The sequence below is a fragment of the Massilia genomosp. 1 genome (assembly GCF_011682185.1).
Taxonomy (GTDB): Bacteria; Pseudomonadota; Gammaproteobacteria; order Burkholderiales; family Burkholderiaceae_D; genus Telluria_A; species Telluria_A rubra.
The window spans coordinates 61,939-76,755 of the sequence record NZ_WHJF01000023.1 but is presented as its reverse complement, the minus strand read 5'-3'; the positions used below and the strand labels follow the sequence as shown (position 1 = coordinate 76,755).

Sequence of the window (14,817 nt, the reverse complement as noted above, 5' to 3'; positions counted from 1 at the left end):
GCGCGATGAATGTTTTAGCGCGAGGACATCGCGTCTTAGCCTGTGGAGAGTCGGCGCAGTCAGGCCGCTCGATGAAGCAGGAACCCACCGAAGCGACCCGTAGATCATCACGCGGCGCCGTAGGAATTCCCTTCCTTTAGGGAGGGGTGGATGTCAAGTACAGCGCAATGTGGCCCTTGCTATCGAGTTCGGATTGCATGACGGCGGAGGTCACCATTTTCACCGACGATGCCGTCTGCTTTTCTTCGATCGCGATCATATGCACGGCGCTGTCGCTGACCATCAGCACCAGCCATTTGCGGCCGCTCGGGGTCGGCAAGAAATAGGCTTCGTAGCTGTAGCTTGAATGGTCATAACCGAGTTTCTTGTTAAGCGCGTAGCTATCGCCGCCATTGGCGTTCGTGAACGCATCATCAGTCGGGTTCACCGTATTGACCTTCACGCCACCCATCTCCAAGGCCGCCTTGGTGTAATCGCGCTGGGCCTGGAATTGCGAAATCTTGGCGTCCGACAGATCGAACTCGGTCTTGCGAAAACGTCCTTCGACGGTGTGCAGTTTGTTACCGACAATCACGTGCAGCTGGTCGAAATCGGATGCTTCGGTGCGCTGTAACGATCCGACGACATTCGCTGGATAATCGATGAACGGGAACGGCGGCAGCGCCTTGGTGATGACCGCGATCTTGTCGAGGTCATCGCCGGTGGCGTTCACGGCGGCGGCCGGCGCCGGCGCTGCCGCGGGCTGTGCCGGCACGACAGGTGTGACCGTGGCGGCGACGGGCGCGCTGGCCACCGGCGCTGCCACCGGCGCGGCCGGCGGTTTCGGCTTGCATCCGGTGAGGGCGAAGGCCAGCGAGATCGAAAGGCAAAGGGCGGCGTTGAGTTGTTTGGTCATGGCGGTCAGTAGGAACAAAAAAGGATGGGCCTGGCGCTGCCAGGGGATAACGATTACATAAAAGCAAGGTGATCATACATCGCCGCTGACGCATCGCAAGCGGTAATCGCGGCGGCGTTTTACCGTTTCCGGCTGGCGCTCAGCCTTTGACGAGCTTGACCAGCTCGACGCGGCGGTTTTTGGCGCGGCCTTCTTCGCTGCCATTGTCCATGAGCGGCTTGTCGGCGCCGTGGCCGGCGGCGCTCAGGCGGGCGCCGTCGATGCCGTCGCCGATCAGGGCCTGCACCACCGCCTGCGCCCGTTCGCGCGACAAGGCCACGTTGCGGGCCTTGTCGCCGGCATTGTCGGTATGGCCTTCGATGGACAGGTGCAGCGCCGTTTCCTTCTTCATCAGCGCGGCGATTTCGTCGACCGCCGGCTTGCCGTCCGCACGGATGGCCGCCTTGTCGGTATCGAAGTTAATGTACAGCGCGACATGGCCCTTGGTGTCGAGTTCGGACTTCATGACGGCGGCGGTCACCATCTTGACCACCGACGCGGCTTGTTTTTCTTCGATCGAGATGACGCGCACCTTGTCGTCGTTGGCCATGATCAGCATCCACTTGCGCCCGGATGGGGTGGCGAAAAAATAGCTGTCATAGCTATAGTTGGCATTCGGATAATCGAGCTTGTGGCTCATGGCGTCGTTCAACACGCCATTCATTTTCTCGAACACCTCGTCTTTCGGAGTAGTCGTGTTGACCTTGACGCCGCCCATGTCGGCGGCCGCCTTGGCGTAATCGCGCTGGCCCTGGAAACGCGAAATGCCGGCGGCGGCCAGTTCGAATTCGATGCGCCGGAAACGCCCTTCCACCGCGTGGATCTTGTTACCGACGACGAGGTGCAACTGATCGAACCCGGACGCCTTGGTGTTCTGCTTGTCTTTGCCGACATTGTCGGGATAATCGACGAAGGGAAACGGCGGCATCGGCTTGTCGATGACGGCGATCTGATCGAGGTCGCTCCCGGCGCTGGCGGCGGCCTCGGCCGGCGGCGGCGTGGCGGCCAGCGGGGCCGGCGCGGCGGGAGGCGCCGCCACAGGGGCCGGCGCGCTTGCCGGCGGCGGCGGCGCGACTGCTTCTTTCGGCTTGCATCCGGTGATGGCAAAAACGAGCGGGATCGACAGGCAAAGAGCGGCGTTCAATTGTTTGGTCATGGCGGGCAGTCGGGCAAAAGAGGATCGGCCTGGCGGTGCAGGAGAACGATTACATAAAAGCAAGGCAATCATACACGCGAGCTGATCCACAACAAGCGGTAATAGCGGCGCCGTTTTACCGTTTCGGCCGGGGGGCGGCAGGCGCATGCCGGAGCCTGCGCCGCTGGCGGTCGGTGGTATGATGACGCCCCCAACGCGCGGCCTGCGGCCCGCTCTCACTCTCACACGATAAACATGGATCCGTACAAAGTTCTCGAAGAAGCCAGGCCGATGCTCGATGCGGTGCTGACCCAGGCTGGCCTGCAGGCGCCGGGCGAGCCGCTCGACCTGGACGCGCTGCGCGCGCCGTTCAGCCAGTGGCTGCAAGCGCAGGCGGTCGGGCGCGAGGACCTGGGGTTCTTCGTCGGGCTGGCGGGCGCCTTCATTTCGCAGTATCTGCTCGACCTGGCGAATGCGTCGGTGCAGGTCGAAGACGAGCGCATCAGCGTGCGCGTGCCGCTGGCGGGCGGCAGGGAGCGCCGCTTCGATCCGTATGCGGCCGCCTCCAGCCTGATTCTGAAAAAAGGCAGCGTGGCCGATTTCCTGGCCAGCGTCTGCGCATAAGGCGGCCCGGCCGGGCGTCGCCGCCGGAGCACGCGGCCGTCACGATGGCCGGGAGTTAGCCATACTGCGTTTGGATCGCGTCGACATACTTGGGTACATTGATGGCGTAAAACCCGGAGCTGTTGATGTTGTTAAATTCGATGACCTTCAAGCCGTCCTGCGTCAGGCCGACATCCATGACGAACGAGTCGGCCGGCGTCCAGCGCTCGATGATGGCGCGTGCGTAGTCGAGCACATCGTCTTCCACCGTGGGCGATAGTTCGGCCCGGCCGCCGATGCGGTACACCGAAGCGCTCACCACCTTGCGCTTGACGATAAACAGGCGGTACTCGCAATAGATCGCCTTGACCGGCGAGACGATCACCTGCATCTTGTGCAGGCGCGCCCTGGCGGGATCGCGCCGCCAGTCGGCGAGCATCTCGGTATCCATCAGCATGCCGTCAAAGGCCTTGTTATCTTCGGCCGGACGGATGAAAATGTTTCCATGCGCCCGGTGTGGACGTCCGCCAGCGTGCCGCACGCAATGTCGTGATTGAGCAGTTGGGAACCGAGTTGCGCCAGCCAGAGATCGAAGCTGAAATTGTCGTTCAAAAAACTGCCTGGCGTCCATCCCTTGTCGCGCGCGATGCTCGCCAGTTTGATGGCGCCGCAAACGTACACCTTCCCTGCCGGGTTCGCATCGGGAACCATCTCGACGGTCCCGTTGGGAATCGCGACCGGCGTATGGGCAATGCCGAGCGCGTCGAGTGCGTCGACCAGCAACTGGTAATTGCCCGGCTTGAAAATACTTTGTTGAATGATCCAATGCATGGTGAATCCAGAAAGAGGCTGATGCCTGTGGGCGCACAGTGTCGCAGGCGCGGCAGCGCAGGGCAACAAGAACCGCGCGCGGCCGGCGTGCGCGCAGTGGCGCAGCCGGCCATTGTTGCGAGCTGCGCCGCGCCATCCGCCCGGCGTAGAATCGAACCCGGCCGATGCGCTCGCGCGCCCGCCATCGAAGGATGATCGATCGTCGCCGATAACACTGATGAAAGGAGTACCCGCATGACTGCGCTCACGCCAGATGGCTTCATGAAGGAAGAAAGCTGGACCGAGGGATCGGCCGAACCCAAGCACACGCTGTGGATTTCGGAGGCGGGCGGACTGACGCAATTCGGCGCTTTCGTGGAAGTGTTGCAACCGGGCACGCGCTCGTCGATCAAGCACTGGCACAGCGCCGAGGATGAAATGGTCTACGTCCTGGAAGGCCAGCCAACGCTGGTCGAAGGCGATACCGAAACACTGCTCAAGCCGGGCGACGCGGCCACCTTCCGCGCCGGGGTCGCAGTGGGCCACTTTCTCTGGAACCGCAGCGCATCGCCAACGCGCTGCCTGGTGGTTGGCACGCGCGCCGCGGTCGACCGGATCACCTATCCCGAGCACGACCGGGTGTGCCACCGCGACCGCGCGCTGCCCGACGATATCTGGACCAACGCCGCCGGGGAACCCGCCGCGAGTCCGTATTGAGGCCTTCCCCGGCAACCAGCACGTAACATCCGGTAACGCATCCATACGCCATATCCCGGCCGCATACGGTATGATAACAAATTGTTATCAGCAATCATCGCTCATGACTGGCTGATATCGACCGATGCGCAGCTTGCGCGGTCGCGCTTTTGGAAGAGGTTTGGATGGCTGTCGTTGTAGAAAAAAGACCCGGGGCCAAGGCAAGCGCCCCGGCGCAGTTTGGACTGATCAATCTGTTAAAAGTCATCGCGGCGCAATTGATTGTGCTGCACCACCTGGCCTTCTACGGTCCGATGGCCGACTATGCGCGCCCCCTGATGCCCGATGTGATCGACTGGCTCGATTCCTTCGCGCGCATTGCCGTGCAAGTGTTCCTGGTGATCGGCGGTTTCCTGGTGGCCAAGTCCTTGTTCCCGCAAGGCCAGCCAGGCGCGATCAATCCGCTGGCGACCGTGTGGCGGCGCTATGCCAAGCTGGTGCCGCCGTTCATGGTGGCGATTTTGTGCGCGGTTGCCGCTTCCGCCCTCGCCACCCGATGGATGACGCATGATTCGATTTCCCCGCCGCCCGATTGGTTGCAACTGGCCGCGCACGCGCTGTTGCTGCAAGGCGTGCTCGGTTACGACTCCCTGTCGGCGGGGGCGTGGTACGTCGCCATCGATTTCCAGCTGTACGCGGTCGTGGCCATGCTGGTCTGGCTGTGCGGGCGCGTTTCCGGCGCTGGACGGCGGCGCTGGCTGATGCCCGCCGTGGTGGTGCTCGGGATCAGCACGTCCCTGTTGTACTTCAATCGCGATCCCAACTGGGATGAATGGGCGCCCTACTTCTTCGGCAGCTATGGACTGGGCATCATGGCCTGGCTGGCGAGCGATCCGAAACGGCGCCCACGCGCGGTGGCGCTGCTGGTGGCGATGATCCTGGCGCCGACCCTGGTCGCGCTGGTGCTGGACTTCCGCCTGCGCATCGCGGTGGCGCTGGCGGTGACCTGCGTCCTGTTTCTGTTCGGCCGCGCGCGCACCGGCGCGTTTTCCTACTGGGGCATGTCGGCGATTAATCGCCTGGCGCAGATCTCCTATTCGATGTTCCTGATCCATTTCCCGGTGTGCCTGCTGATCAATGCGGCGTTTGCCCGCTTCGTGCCACCCGAGCCGCATTACCAGGCGCTCGGCATGCTGGCAGCGTGGGCTGCGAGTGTACTGGCGGGCGCGGTATTTTACCGGTGCGTCGAGCTTCCCCTGGGCCGCATGTTGCAATCGGCCACGGCGGCGGCGTCGGCGCGCAGCGCATTCGTCTGATCGAGCGGATCAATCCCGGCCAAGCACGGCCCGTTCGATCGTGGCGATATCGATTTTTCTCATCGTCATCATCGCATCGAACGCGCGCTTGGCGGCGACGGGATCGGGGCCGAAGACAGCCGCCGTCAGCGCGCGCGGCGCAATCTGCCAGGATAATCCCCAGCGATCCTTGCACCAGCCGCATTCGCTTTCTTGGCCGCCATTGCTGACGATGGCGTTCCACAAGCGGTCGGTTTCGGCCTGGTCGTCGGTGGTGATCATGAACGAGAAGGCTTCGCTGTGCTTGAAATGCGGGCCGCCGTTGAGCCCGATGCAGGGAATGCCGGCCACGGTAAATTCGACCGTCAGGACATCACCTTCTTTTCCATCCGGGTAGTCGCCCGGCGCGCGGTGGATGGCCTGGACTGCGCTGTCGGGAAAGGTGTCTGCATAAAAGTTGGCGGCGTCGACGGCGTCGCCGTCGTACCACAGGCAAATCGTGTTCTTGCTGGTCATTGCATGCCTCCCGAAAAGTTGAACACCGGCAGCGATTGCCGCAAAACAAGCGACGCCGCCCGAAGGGACAGCGGTCGTTCGGTGAGACTAAAGCGCTGGCCGGGATTCGTCAATAGCGTCCGATACGCCAGGTAAAGCCGAGCTGTGAGGTTCAAGTACAGCGCTAAGCGTCGTAACTATCCGGGCCTGTCAACGGTATCCGTAGTCCTGTCCGTCTTCAGACCACCAAATAGCGTTGCCCCAGTTCTTGCCCGTCTTGATCCAGTGGTGAGTCCCGTGAGATCCGTAGATTTGCCTGAATTCGTAGCCGACGGCGCTTAAGTTAACGGCATCAGACTTCAGCGGCCGGGTTTTCTTTTCAAGATCCTCATGTGCCGCCGGTATCCGACCACAGATCGGAAAGATCGATTTTCTCTCCATCCCATGGAAGCACTTCGGCATAGTCACTCAGTGACAATGGCGGTTCCCCAGCCACCTCGCGCCGACGCATTGCCAGTAGACTGGCCAGGCAGTTCGCGCCATGCGCATGTTCCCGCTCGAGGAATCGGGGGCCGTGTTTTTCGGCCAGCATCGTCAACGCTCTTTGCGCCGCGGACCAGAACTCCTCTTGATCGTGCGGCGCGAGGCCTCGGATGTCGATGTCGAGATAGCCGCCTGGCCGGTCCGAGACATCAAACAGCCAGCGCCTGAGCTGATCGGCGCGCGTTTCGTTCGCGATCAGCCACAGCATGCTGCTCACCCCAAGATGCGATCTCCACATGGCTCTGCCGTCTGCCAAGGTAACTGCGGCTGACATCGTGGGCTCCTTTCAAATGTGATATGGCGGCGACGTTCCGTTCATTCGTCGTCGATATAGAGCCAATAGCCCAGGCAAGCATCGTTGAGCGCGCACAGAAAAATGTCTTGCGTGTGCCGTGTCACCGGCGTCCAGGAACACTGCGCTACCGTCCGCCCATCTGAAGGAAACTGCGTATTCATATACACCTCGCACGTACACATCTCCTGGAAAAACACGGAGGCAATATCGTCCAACACGTGGCGTTCCACCTGTCGGCAGGACATCATGTGAAGGTCCTGCTCGATCAACCCGACCAGCGCCCGATGCGCAGATCCGATGGGTATGCGCTTCAATGCGCGCTCCGTGAGCAGCAGTTCCAGGTCGCCGTGGCTACTCAAGGTGCTGAAAGTATGCCGAGCGCCGAAAAAAGCAAACACGGCTTCCTTTCCGCGCATGGCCGAGTCGATCGGCGCGGCGCCGAACGCGAGGTAGCCGTCATCCCAGGCGTGTGGATGCGCACGCAGGCAAGCATGCGTCAGGGGCAGAATCATCTCAAACATGGGTCGCTCCGATGGCGGGCCTCTACTTTACCCGACGAATCACGTCGCCTTCCCAGCTGTTGACTAATTTTGCCGTCCTGCGCCGCGCGCCAACCGTGTGCTTCTGGCTAAGACCGATTGCAACCGATGTAATTTTTGATTTTCCAGGACGCCACTGCTGGACCGCCAAGGCCGGGTGGCCGGCCATCCGATGTCGACACCCTGGCAAGGGATGTTGCGGCGCCGGTACGCGCAAGTAGAAATGCAGGCTCTGGTGTTGTAAAATTAGAAACTGGTGTGTGCTCAACAGCACGTTGCAGCCGTCGCACCTGCCACCACAACGATCACCGCGCCGCGCCTTTGGCCTCGGTTTTTCTCAACCGCCCAGCGCCATTTCCGTGCGCTTGCTTAGCGGCCGTGGATCGCGCGCGCGGTCGTTTCATGGACGCGAAACATGGGCAAGACCAGACTCACGCAAAAAGGAAATATCATGGGCCAAAGCGAAAAATGGAAAGAATACGACATTGCCGAAGGCAGATTACACCTCTTGATAAGCTATTACTCGCAGTGTGTATATAAGGAGGAGCATAAGGCGGTCCCGGATATGACGCAAATCGCGCAATGGGAAAATGAAAAGCGGTCGCTCATGGCCTTGGCAAGGGCGCTCGACCTCGAGGACCAGGTAGCCATCGCCAACATCAACGCCGCGTACGGGCCAGTGCTCGGTGCAGTCAAGGCGCTGGCGAACACCGGGACCGCACCACCATACGAACTCGACAAGGCCGAACACGACAGACTCTACGCGCTCATTGCGAGAGATCATCTGCCGCGCGTCGAACCGCAAGAAAAGCCGATGGCGATCATCACAGGCGGCCAGCCCGGATCAGGGAAAAGCAACCTTACCGCCGAAGCAAAACAGGAATTCGCCACACAAGGCGGCTATGTCCTTGTCGACCCCAACGAGCTTCGCTTGAATCACCCGGCATACTTTGAACTCATGAGCGAGAACGACCGCGAAGCGGCCGACTTGACCCATAGCGACGCTTCGACATGGGCGAAACGCCTGACCAGCGACGCGATTGAAGGACGGCGCAACCTCATTATCGACCAGACCTCGAAAAACGCGGACGCACTGCTAGCGCTGACAACCAGGCTGAGCGAGGCCGGCTATCACGTTGAGCTGAGAGTGATGGCAGTCAACCCCGAATTGAGCTATCTACGCACGTTGCTCAGGTATGAAGGCCAGAAAGCACAAGAGGGAATGGGACGGTTTGTTCCGAAGAACGTCCACGACGACGCCTATGAAGGCTTGCCGGGCAGTGTTGAAGCAGTTGAGCGCGCCAAGAGTGTCCATGCTGTAAAGGTTTACAGGAACTGAACGCGCATCCATGAAAACAGCCTGCGCGGCATGATTGAGTGCGGGCACAAATTGAATTGTGTCCACAACTTCGATTATGGACACAAAAATTCAACCAGTCATTTCGCGCCCGAAGCGCGGCCCCTACAGGCAGCACAGCATCGAGTTCAAGCGTGCTGTTGTAGCGAAGTCTCTTGTTGAGGGGACTTCAGTGTGCGCTGCTCAGGCCCCCCGCCCCGCCCCAGGCTGCAGTCGCACGCGATGGATGCCAGTTAAAGATGTGCTCGGGTAAAATCGATATCCAAGCAGCCATGAGGGGCGATCGCCCGAGGTTCTCTTGTGACCGCAAGAGCCCATCAATCAACATAGGGAGTAGAGCTTGATCCAGCTTGACAGCCACATCGTTTCGGATATCGCGGCGCTTGAAGGGATTTACGGAATGCCTGCCGCAGCGTCAATGAAAAAAGAAGTGGCATACATTCATCCGCACTATCGAAAATTCATCGAGGCGGCGCCGTTTGCCCTCCTGGCAACAAGCGGATCGGACGGTCTCGATGTGTCTCCCCGAGGTGACCCCGCTGGTTTTGTCCGGGTCCACGATGAATTTACCTTGCTCCTTCCTGATCGTCGCGGGAACAATCGAATCGACAGTCTGCGGAATGTCCTGCATGACTCCCGGGTCTCTCTCATCTTTTTGATACCCGGGATTGGAGAAACGTTGCGGGTCAACGGTACCGCATCGATTCAAGTCGATCCGGGTTTGCTGTCAAGCTTCAGTATCGACGGCAAATCGCCGCTTTCCGTATTGGTCGTGAAAGTCAACGCGGTGTTTTTCCAGTGCTCACGCGCGATACTTCGTTCGCATCTCTGGGACCCGGCCAGGCATCGGGATCGTGGGGATTTGCCGAGCCCTGGAACAATCCTGGGGGATTTGAGTAGCGACGAAATTGATGGCCCAAAATATGATGCCGATTTGCCTTGGCGTTTATCAACAACTCTTTATTGATCTCGGCAGCGTCGCTGACCCGTACATTTAGTGCCGATTTGTCCCGGCATTTTGTGTGATGCCCCTGAAGGTGGCTTGTCTATTTGTTTTCCTGGAGGACCTATGGACATGGCTAAAATTTCCTCGCAAAAAGGGGAAATGATGACACGCGATACCGTTGTGCTTGGGCAGGGGACAAAAGTTCCTCCGCACGTTGCTATCCCGGCGGATATGCGGGAAGGATCTCTGCGGTGTTCGAGGAGATTCGACGTGTATTCGAGAGAGGGCCTGATCGAGTGATATTTTTGCGTGCGCTGCGCGCGGCGCCTTCGGCGCGCCACCGCGCAGCGGTGGCAGATGGACGATTCGGAGAGGGCTGGGCGAGTACGCCAAGCCCTTCGAATCCCCGCCGAAGAGCCCGCAGGGGCTCTTCTTCTCTCCTCCATGAAACAAATAAAAAAGCCACCCGAGGGTGGCTTGTTTATTTGTGTTCCTGGCGGAGAGACGGGGATTCGAACCCCGGATAGGCTATGAACCTATACACGCTTTCCAGGCGTGCGACTTCAACCACTCATCCATCTCTCCTGCTTTACATCTCCGCCTTCGCGAAGCCGCAGATTATAGCAAAGATTCCGCGAAGTATGAAGAAATTTGCATTCCGCCTTACGACGCTTCCTTCAACTGCTCCAGAATGGCCGGATTTTCCAGGGTCGAGACGTCCTGCGTGATGGTCTCGCCCTTGGCCAGCACCCGCAGCAAGCGCCGCATGATCTTGCCCGAGCGCGTCTTGGGCAGGTTGTCGCCGAAGCGGATTTCCTTCGGCTTGGCGATCGGCCCGATTTCCTTGGCTACCCAGTTGCGCAGCTCCAGCGCCAGCTTCTTCGCTTCCTCGCCAGTCGGACGCGCCTGCTTGAGCACCACGAACGCGCAGATCGATTCGCCCGTCGTGTCGTCCGGCTTGCCCACCACCGCCGCCTCGGCCACCATCGGATTGGCTACCAGCGCCGATTCGATTTCCATGGTGCCCATGCGATGCCCCGACACGTTGAGCACGTCGTCGATGCGCCCGGTAATCGTGAAGTAGCCAGTGTCCTTGTTGCGGATCGCGCCGTCGCCCGCCAGGTACATCTTGCCGCCCAGCTCATCCGGGAAATAGCTGCTCTTGAAGCGCTCAGGATTGCCCCAGATGGTGCGGATCATCGACGGCCACGGCCGCTTGACCACCAAGATGCCGCCCTGCCCGTTCGGCACGTCCACGCCGGCCTCGTCGACAATCGCGGTCATGATGCCCGGCAGCGGCAAGGTACATGAACCCGGCACCATCGGCGTCGCACCCGGCAGCGGCGTGATCATGTGACCGCCCGTTTCGGTCTGCCAGAAGGTATCGACCACCGGGCAGCGCTCGCCGCCCACGTTCTTGTAGTACCACATCCAGGCTTCCGGATTGATCGGCTCGCCCACCGAACCGAGCAGGCGCAGGCTGCTCAGGTCGTATTTGGACGGGTGTACGGCCGGGTCGACATCGGCCGCCTTGATCAGCGAACGGATCGCGGTCGGCGCCGTGTAGAAGATGCTGACCTTGTGCTTGGCGATGTTGTCCCAGAAGCGCCCGGCGTTCGGGTAGGTGGGAATGCCTTCGAACACGACCTGGGTCGCGCCGACCGCCAGCGGGCCGTAGGCGATGTAGCTGTGACCGGTGACCCAGCCGATGTCGGCGGTACACCAGAACACGTCCTGCGGCTTGATGTCGAAGCTCCACTTCATGGTCAGCGCGGCCCACAGCAGGTAGCCGCCGCTGGCATGCTGCACGCCTTTCGGGGTGCCGGTCGAGCCGGAGGTGTACAAAATGAACAGCGGATGCTCGGCATCGACCCATTCCGGCTCGCATTCGGCCGCCTGGTCGGCCACCAGCTCGTGCAGCCACAGGTCGCGCCCTTCGGTGAAGGCGATGGCGCCGCCGGTGCGCTTGTACACGATCACGTTCTTGATGCTGTCGCAGCCGCCCAGCGCCAGCGCTTCGTCGACGATGCTTTTCAGCGGCAAGTGCTTGCCGCCGCGCAGTTGCTCGTCGGCCGTGATGACCGCCACCGCGCCGGCGTCGATGATGCGCTCCTGCAGCGACTTGGCCGAAAAGCCGCCGAACACCACCGAGTGGGTGGCGCCGATGCGCGCGCAGGCTTGCATGGCGGCCACGCCTTCGATCGACATCGACATATAAATAATGACGCGGTCGCCCTTCTTGATGCCGCGCGCCTTGAGGCCGTTGGCGAACTTGCACACGCGCTCGTACAGATCCTGGTAGGTGGCGCGCGTGACGGCGCCGTCGTCGGCTTCGAAGATGATGGCGGTTTTATTGGCGTTGCCATTCTTGAGGTTGCGGTCGAGGCAGTTGTACGAGACGTTCAGCTGGCCGTCGTCGAACCATTTGTAGAACGGCGCATCGGTCTCGTCCAGGGTCGAGGTGAACGGCTTGTGCCAGTCCAGATTCTCGCGCGCCAGGCGCGCCCAGAAACCTTCGTAATCGGCGGCCGCTTCGGCGCACAGCGCCTTGTACGCATCCATGCCGGAGATGGCGGCCTTGGCCACGAAGTCGGCTGGCGGCGCAAACACGCGGCTTTCCTGCAAGCCCTGATTTTCCTGCTGGGGGGAATCTGATGCTGCCATGCTGAGTCTCCATTCCTGGTGTTGTTTGCTAAAACCTTAATCCCGCTCGCTTACTGCGCCCTTACGTTGCAAGACAGCGAACAAGGACAACAAGGCATTAAAGCATGGATCATCCAACAAAGCGGTATGGTCACTTGCATTAACGACAAGATCAATGGCGCGCCAGGGTGACTCGCTTGTGGTTTGCGCCAGATCAATACGCTGCCGGACCGAGCCGGCTATCTGCAGGCGGGCGAAGCGCTGGTAAAATGACGCAGCGAAAATTTTTGCCTTACTTCAGGAGCCAAGCCATTCATGTCTGAACCGATTTTACCCGCCGAGCGTCACAAGCTGACCCCGTTAAACAACGTGATCTTCATGAGCCGCTGGCTGCAGTTGCCGCTGTACCTGGGCCTGATCCTGGCGCAGTGCGTGTATGTGTTCCACTTCTGGGTTGAGCTGAAAGACCTGATCGGCGCCGCGCTCGGCAATGCCGCTTCATTGCAGCATATCCTGGACGCCGTCACCGTGCCCGGCATGAAAGCGGCCACCAAGCTGACCGAAACCATCATCATGCTGGTCGTGCTGGGCCTGATCGACGTGGTGATGATTTCCAACCTGCTGATCATGGTCATCGTGGGCGGCTACGAAACCTTTGTCTCGCGCATGCACCTGGACGGTCACCCCGACCAGCCGGAATGGCTGTCGCACGTCAACGCGTCGGTCCTCAAGACCAAGCTGGCCATGGCGATCATCGGTATTTCCTCGATCCACCTGCTCAAGACGTTCATCAATGCCGCCGCCTACGAACCGCAAGTACTGATTGCGCAGACCGTGATCCACATCGTGTTCCTGCTCTCGGCGCTGGCAATCGCCTACACCGACCGCATCATGATCGGCACCCAGAACATGTCCAAGACCCCTCACTAAGCCAACGAGAACCATAGCCATGACTATCATCAAGCAGGAAGACCTGATCGAATCGGTCGCCGCCGCCCTCCAGTACATCAGCTACTACCATCCGGCCGATTACATCGCCCACCTGGCGCGCGCCTACGAGTCGGAACAGAGCGACGCCGCCAAGGATGCGATCGCCCAGATCCTGACCAACTCGCGCATGTGCGCCGAGGGCAAGCGCCCGATCTGCCAGGATACCGGCATCGTCAACGTCTTCCTCAAGATCGGCATGGGCGTGCGCTTCGAAGGCTTTTCGGGCACCGTGACCGACGCCGTCAACGAAGGCGTGCGGCGCGCGTACAACTTCGACGACAACAAGTTGCGCGCCTCGATCGTGGCCGATCCGCAGTTCGAACGCAAGAACACCAAGGACAATACGCCGGCCGTGGTCCACATGGAACTGGTCGAAGGCAACACCGTCGACGTCAAGGTCGCGGCCAAGGGCGGCGGCTCGGAGAACAAGTCCAAGTTCGTCATGCTCAACCCGTCCGACTCGCTGGTCGACTGGGTCATGAAAACCGTGCCGACCATGGGCGCGGGCTGGTGTCCGCCGGGCATGCTCGGGATCGGCATCGGCGGCACCGCCGAAAAAGCCATGCTGATGGCCAAGGAAGTGCTGATGGACGACATCGACATGTACGAACTGAAACTGCGCGGCCCGCAGAACAAGACCGAAGAACTGCGCATCGAGCTGTGCGACAAGATCAATGCGCTCGGCATCGGCGCGCAGGGCCTGGGCGGCCTGACGACCGTGCTCGACGTCAAGATCATGATGTACCCGACCCATGCGGCCTCGAAGCCGGTCGCCATGATCCCGAACTGCGCCGCCACCCGCCACGCGAACTTCGTGCTCGATGGGTCCGGCGCGAGCTACATCGAGCCGCCGGCGCTGTCGAGCTGGCCCGACGTGCATTGGACCCCGGACACCGAAAAATCGCGCCGCGTCGACCTGAACACGCTCACGAAAGAAGAAGTCGCTTCGTGGACGCCGGGCCAGACCCTGCTGTTGAACGGCAAGATGCTGACCGGGCGCGACGCCGCGCACAAGCGCATCCAGGACATGCTGGCCAAAGGCGAGCAATTGCCGGTGGACTTCAAGAACCGTGTGATCTACTACGTCGGCCCGGTCGATCCGGTGCGCGACGAAGCGGTCGGCCCGGCCGGCCCGACGACCGCCACCCGCATGGACAAGTTCACCGACATGATGCTTGAAAAAACCGGCCTGATCGCCATGATCGGCAAGGCCGAGCGCGGTCCCGCGGCGATCGAATCGATCCAGAAGCACAAGTCGGCCTACCTGATGGCGGTCGGCGGCGCGGCTTACCTGGTCTCGAAAGCGATCAAGAGCGCCACCGTGCTCGGTTTCCACGACATGGGCATGGAAGCGATCTACGAGTTCGACGTGGTCGACATGCCGGTCACGGTGGCGGTCGATTCGAACGGAACTTCGGTGCATAACACCGGTCCAAAGGAGTGGGCAGCGAAGATTGAATCCCTGTCGAGCGTTGGCAAGATTCCCGTCACCGTGGCCTGAGACGAACGAGTGACGACGAAGTGAACAACGCGAGC

Annotated in this window: 15 protein-coding genes and 1 tRNA gene; 7 read left to right on the top strand and 9 right to left on the bottom strand. The window is 60.8% G+C overall.

Annotated features, from left to right (window positions below; translation table 11 throughout):
• Positions 1-136: 136 nt before the first annotated feature.
• Positions 137-895: a hypothetical protein gene (locus F1735_RS35505; protein ID WP_187364217.1), complete on the bottom strand. Its 759-nt coding sequence runs from the start codon at positions 893-895 to the stop codon at positions 137-139.
• A 139-nt stretch (positions 896-1,034) separates the two neighbouring features.
• The gene (locus F1735_RS11355; RefSeq protein WP_167237020.1) at positions 1,035-2,090 is read right to left on the bottom strand and encodes an OmpA family protein; all 1,056 of its coding nucleotides are present in this window, start codon (positions 2,088-2,090) and stop codon (positions 1,035-1,037) included.
• Positions 2,091-2,324: 234 nt separating this feature from the next.
• Here F1735_RS11355 and F1735_RS11350 point away from each other — a divergent pair, with 234 nt between their 5' ends.
• Positions 2,325-2,693 carry a hypothetical protein gene (locus tag F1735_RS11350; protein WP_167237019.1) on the top strand — a complete coding sequence of 123 codons (369 nt, stop codon included), beginning with the start codon at positions 2,325-2,327 and terminating at the stop codon, positions 2,691-2,693.
• 55 nt (positions 2,694-2,748) lie between these two features.
• Here F1735_RS11350 and F1735_RS11345 read toward each other — a convergent pair whose 3' ends face one another.
• Positions 2,749-3,213 carry an ATP-grasp domain-containing protein gene (locus tag F1735_RS11345; protein ID WP_167237018.1) on the bottom strand — a complete coding sequence of 155 codons (465 nt, stop codon included), beginning with the start codon at positions 3,211-3,213 and terminating at the stop codon, positions 2,749-2,751.
• Entirely contained in the window at positions 3,123-3,503 is a 381-nt protein-coding gene (locus tag F1735_RS38225) for a hypothetical protein (RefSeq protein ID WP_167237017.1), read from the bottom strand. Before F1735_RS38225 ends, F1735_RS11345 begins: the two co-directional genes overlap by 91 nt.
• A 234-nt stretch (positions 3,504-3,737) precedes the next feature.
• Here F1735_RS38225 and F1735_RS11335 point away from each other — a divergent pair, with 234 nt between their 5' ends.
• Together F1735_RS11335 and F1735_RS11330 are read left to right on the top strand one after the other, a co-directional pair.
• Entirely contained in the window at positions 3,738-4,199 is a 462-nt protein-coding gene (locus F1735_RS11335) for a cupin domain-containing protein (protein ID WP_167237016.1), read from the top strand.
• A 164-nt stretch (positions 4,200-4,363) separates the two neighbouring features.
• Positions 4,364-5,494: an acyltransferase family protein gene (locus F1735_RS11330; protein WP_167237015.1), complete on the top strand. Its 1,131-nt coding sequence runs from the start codon at positions 4,364-4,366 to the stop codon at positions 5,492-5,494.
• Positions 5,495-5,503: 9 nt separating this feature from the next.
• Here F1735_RS11330 and F1735_RS11325 read toward each other — a convergent pair whose 3' ends face one another.
• From F1735_RS11325 to F1735_RS11315, 3 genes are all read right to left on the bottom strand, one after another.
• On the bottom strand, positions 5,504-5,989 hold the full coding sequence (locus tag F1735_RS11325; RefSeq protein ID WP_167237014.1) for a VOC family protein: 486 nt from the start codon (positions 5,987-5,989) through the stop codon (positions 5,504-5,506).
• Positions 5,990-6,356: 367 nt separating this feature from the next.
• The gene (locus F1735_RS11320; protein ID WP_167237013.1) at positions 6,357-6,785 is read right to left on the bottom strand and encodes a hypothetical protein; all 429 of its coding nucleotides are present in this window, start codon (positions 6,783-6,785) and stop codon (positions 6,357-6,359) included.
• 41 nt (positions 6,786-6,826) lie between these two features.
• Complete coding sequence (locus F1735_RS11315; RefSeq protein ID WP_167237012.1) at positions 6,827-7,327, bottom strand: hypothetical protein; 501 nt, start codon at positions 7,325-7,327, stop codon at positions 6,827-6,829.
• A gap of 469 nt (positions 7,328-7,796) precedes the next feature.
• Here F1735_RS11315 and F1735_RS11310 point away from each other — a divergent pair, with 469 nt between their 5' ends.
• Together F1735_RS11310 and F1735_RS11305 are read left to right on the top strand one after the other, a co-directional pair.
• Positions 7,797-8,684, top strand: coding sequence for a zeta toxin family protein (locus F1735_RS11310; RefSeq protein WP_167237011.1), 888 nt, complete (start codon positions 7,797-7,799; stop codon positions 8,682-8,684).
• 361 nt (positions 8,685-9,045) lie between these two features.
• Entirely contained in the window at positions 9,046-9,669 is a 624-nt protein-coding gene (locus F1735_RS11305; RefSeq protein ID WP_167237027.1) for a pyridoxamine 5'-phosphate oxidase family protein, read from the top strand.
• A 473-nt stretch (positions 9,670-10,142) separates the two neighbouring features.
• Here the strand turns inward: F1735_RS11305 and F1735_RS11300 are convergent.
• Positions 10,143-10,233 (bottom strand) — tRNA-Ser (locus F1735_RS11300).
• A 78-nt stretch (positions 10,234-10,311) separates the two neighbouring features.
• A complete protein-coding gene (gene acs / locus F1735_RS11295; protein ID WP_167237010.1) occupies positions 10,312-12,312 on the bottom strand; it encodes an acetate--CoA ligase in 2,001 nt (666 codons plus the stop codon).
• 294 nt (positions 12,313-12,606) lie between these two features.
• Here acs and F1735_RS11290 point away from each other — a divergent pair, with 294 nt between their 5' ends.
• Positions 12,607-13,221, top strand: a complete 615-nt coding sequence (locus F1735_RS11290; RefSeq protein WP_167237009.1) for a YqhA family protein — start codon at positions 12,607-12,609, stop codon at positions 13,219-13,221.
• A gap of 19 nt (positions 13,222-13,240) precedes the next feature.
• The gene (locus F1735_RS11285) at positions 13,241-14,782 is read left to right on the top strand and encodes a fumarate hydratase (protein ID WP_167237008.1); all 1,542 of its coding nucleotides are present in this window, start codon (positions 13,241-13,243) and stop codon (positions 14,780-14,782) included.
• Positions 14,783-14,817 lie beyond the last annotated feature (35 nt).

Coding starts and splice junctions, on each gene's coding strand:
- F1735_RS11320 (WP_167237013.1), bottom strand. CDS start 6,785: ATGTCAGCCGCAGTTACCTTGGCAGACGGCAGAGCCATGTGGAGATCG.
- acs (WP_167237010.1), bottom strand. CDS start 12,312: ATGGCAGCATCAGATTCCCCCCAGCAGGAAAATCAGGGCTTGCAGGAA.
- F1735_RS11350 (WP_167237019.1), top strand. CDS start 2,325: ATGGATCCGTACAAAGTTCTCGAAGAAGCCAGGCCGATGCTCGATGCG.
- F1735_RS38225 (WP_167237017.1), bottom strand. CDS start 3,503: ATGCATTGGATCATTCAACAAAGTATTTTCAAGCCGGGCAATTACCAG.
- F1735_RS11325 (WP_167237014.1), bottom strand. CDS start 5,989: ATGACCAGCAAGAACACGATTTGCCTGTGGTACGACGGCGACGCCGTC.
- F1735_RS11290 (WP_167237009.1), top strand. CDS start 12,607: ATGTCTGAACCGATTTTACCCGCCGAGCGTCACAAGCTGACCCCGTTA.
- F1735_RS11285 (WP_167237008.1), top strand. CDS start 13,241: ATGACTATCATCAAGCAGGAAGACCTGATCGAATCGGTCGCCGCCGCC.
- F1735_RS11355 (WP_167237020.1), bottom strand. CDS start 2,090: ATGACCAAACAATTGAACGCCGCTCTTTGCCTGTCGATCCCGCTCGTT.
- F1735_RS11335 (WP_167237016.1), top strand. CDS start 3,738: ATGACTGCGCTCACGCCAGATGGCTTCATGAAGGAAGAAAGCTGGACC.
- F1735_RS35505 (WP_187364217.1), bottom strand. CDS start 895: ATGACCAAACAACTCAACGCCGCCCTTTGCCTTTCGATCTCGCTGGCC.
- F1735_RS11315 (WP_167237012.1), bottom strand. CDS start 7,327: ATGTTTGAGATGATTCTGCCCCTGACGCATGCTTGCCTGCGTGCGCAT.
- F1735_RS11310 (WP_167237011.1), top strand. CDS start 7,797: ATGGGCCAAAGCGAAAAATGGAAAGAATACGACATTGCCGAAGGCAGA.
- F1735_RS11330 (WP_167237015.1), top strand. CDS start 4,364: ATGGCTGTCGTTGTAGAAAAAAGACCCGGGGCCAAGGCAAGCGCCCCG.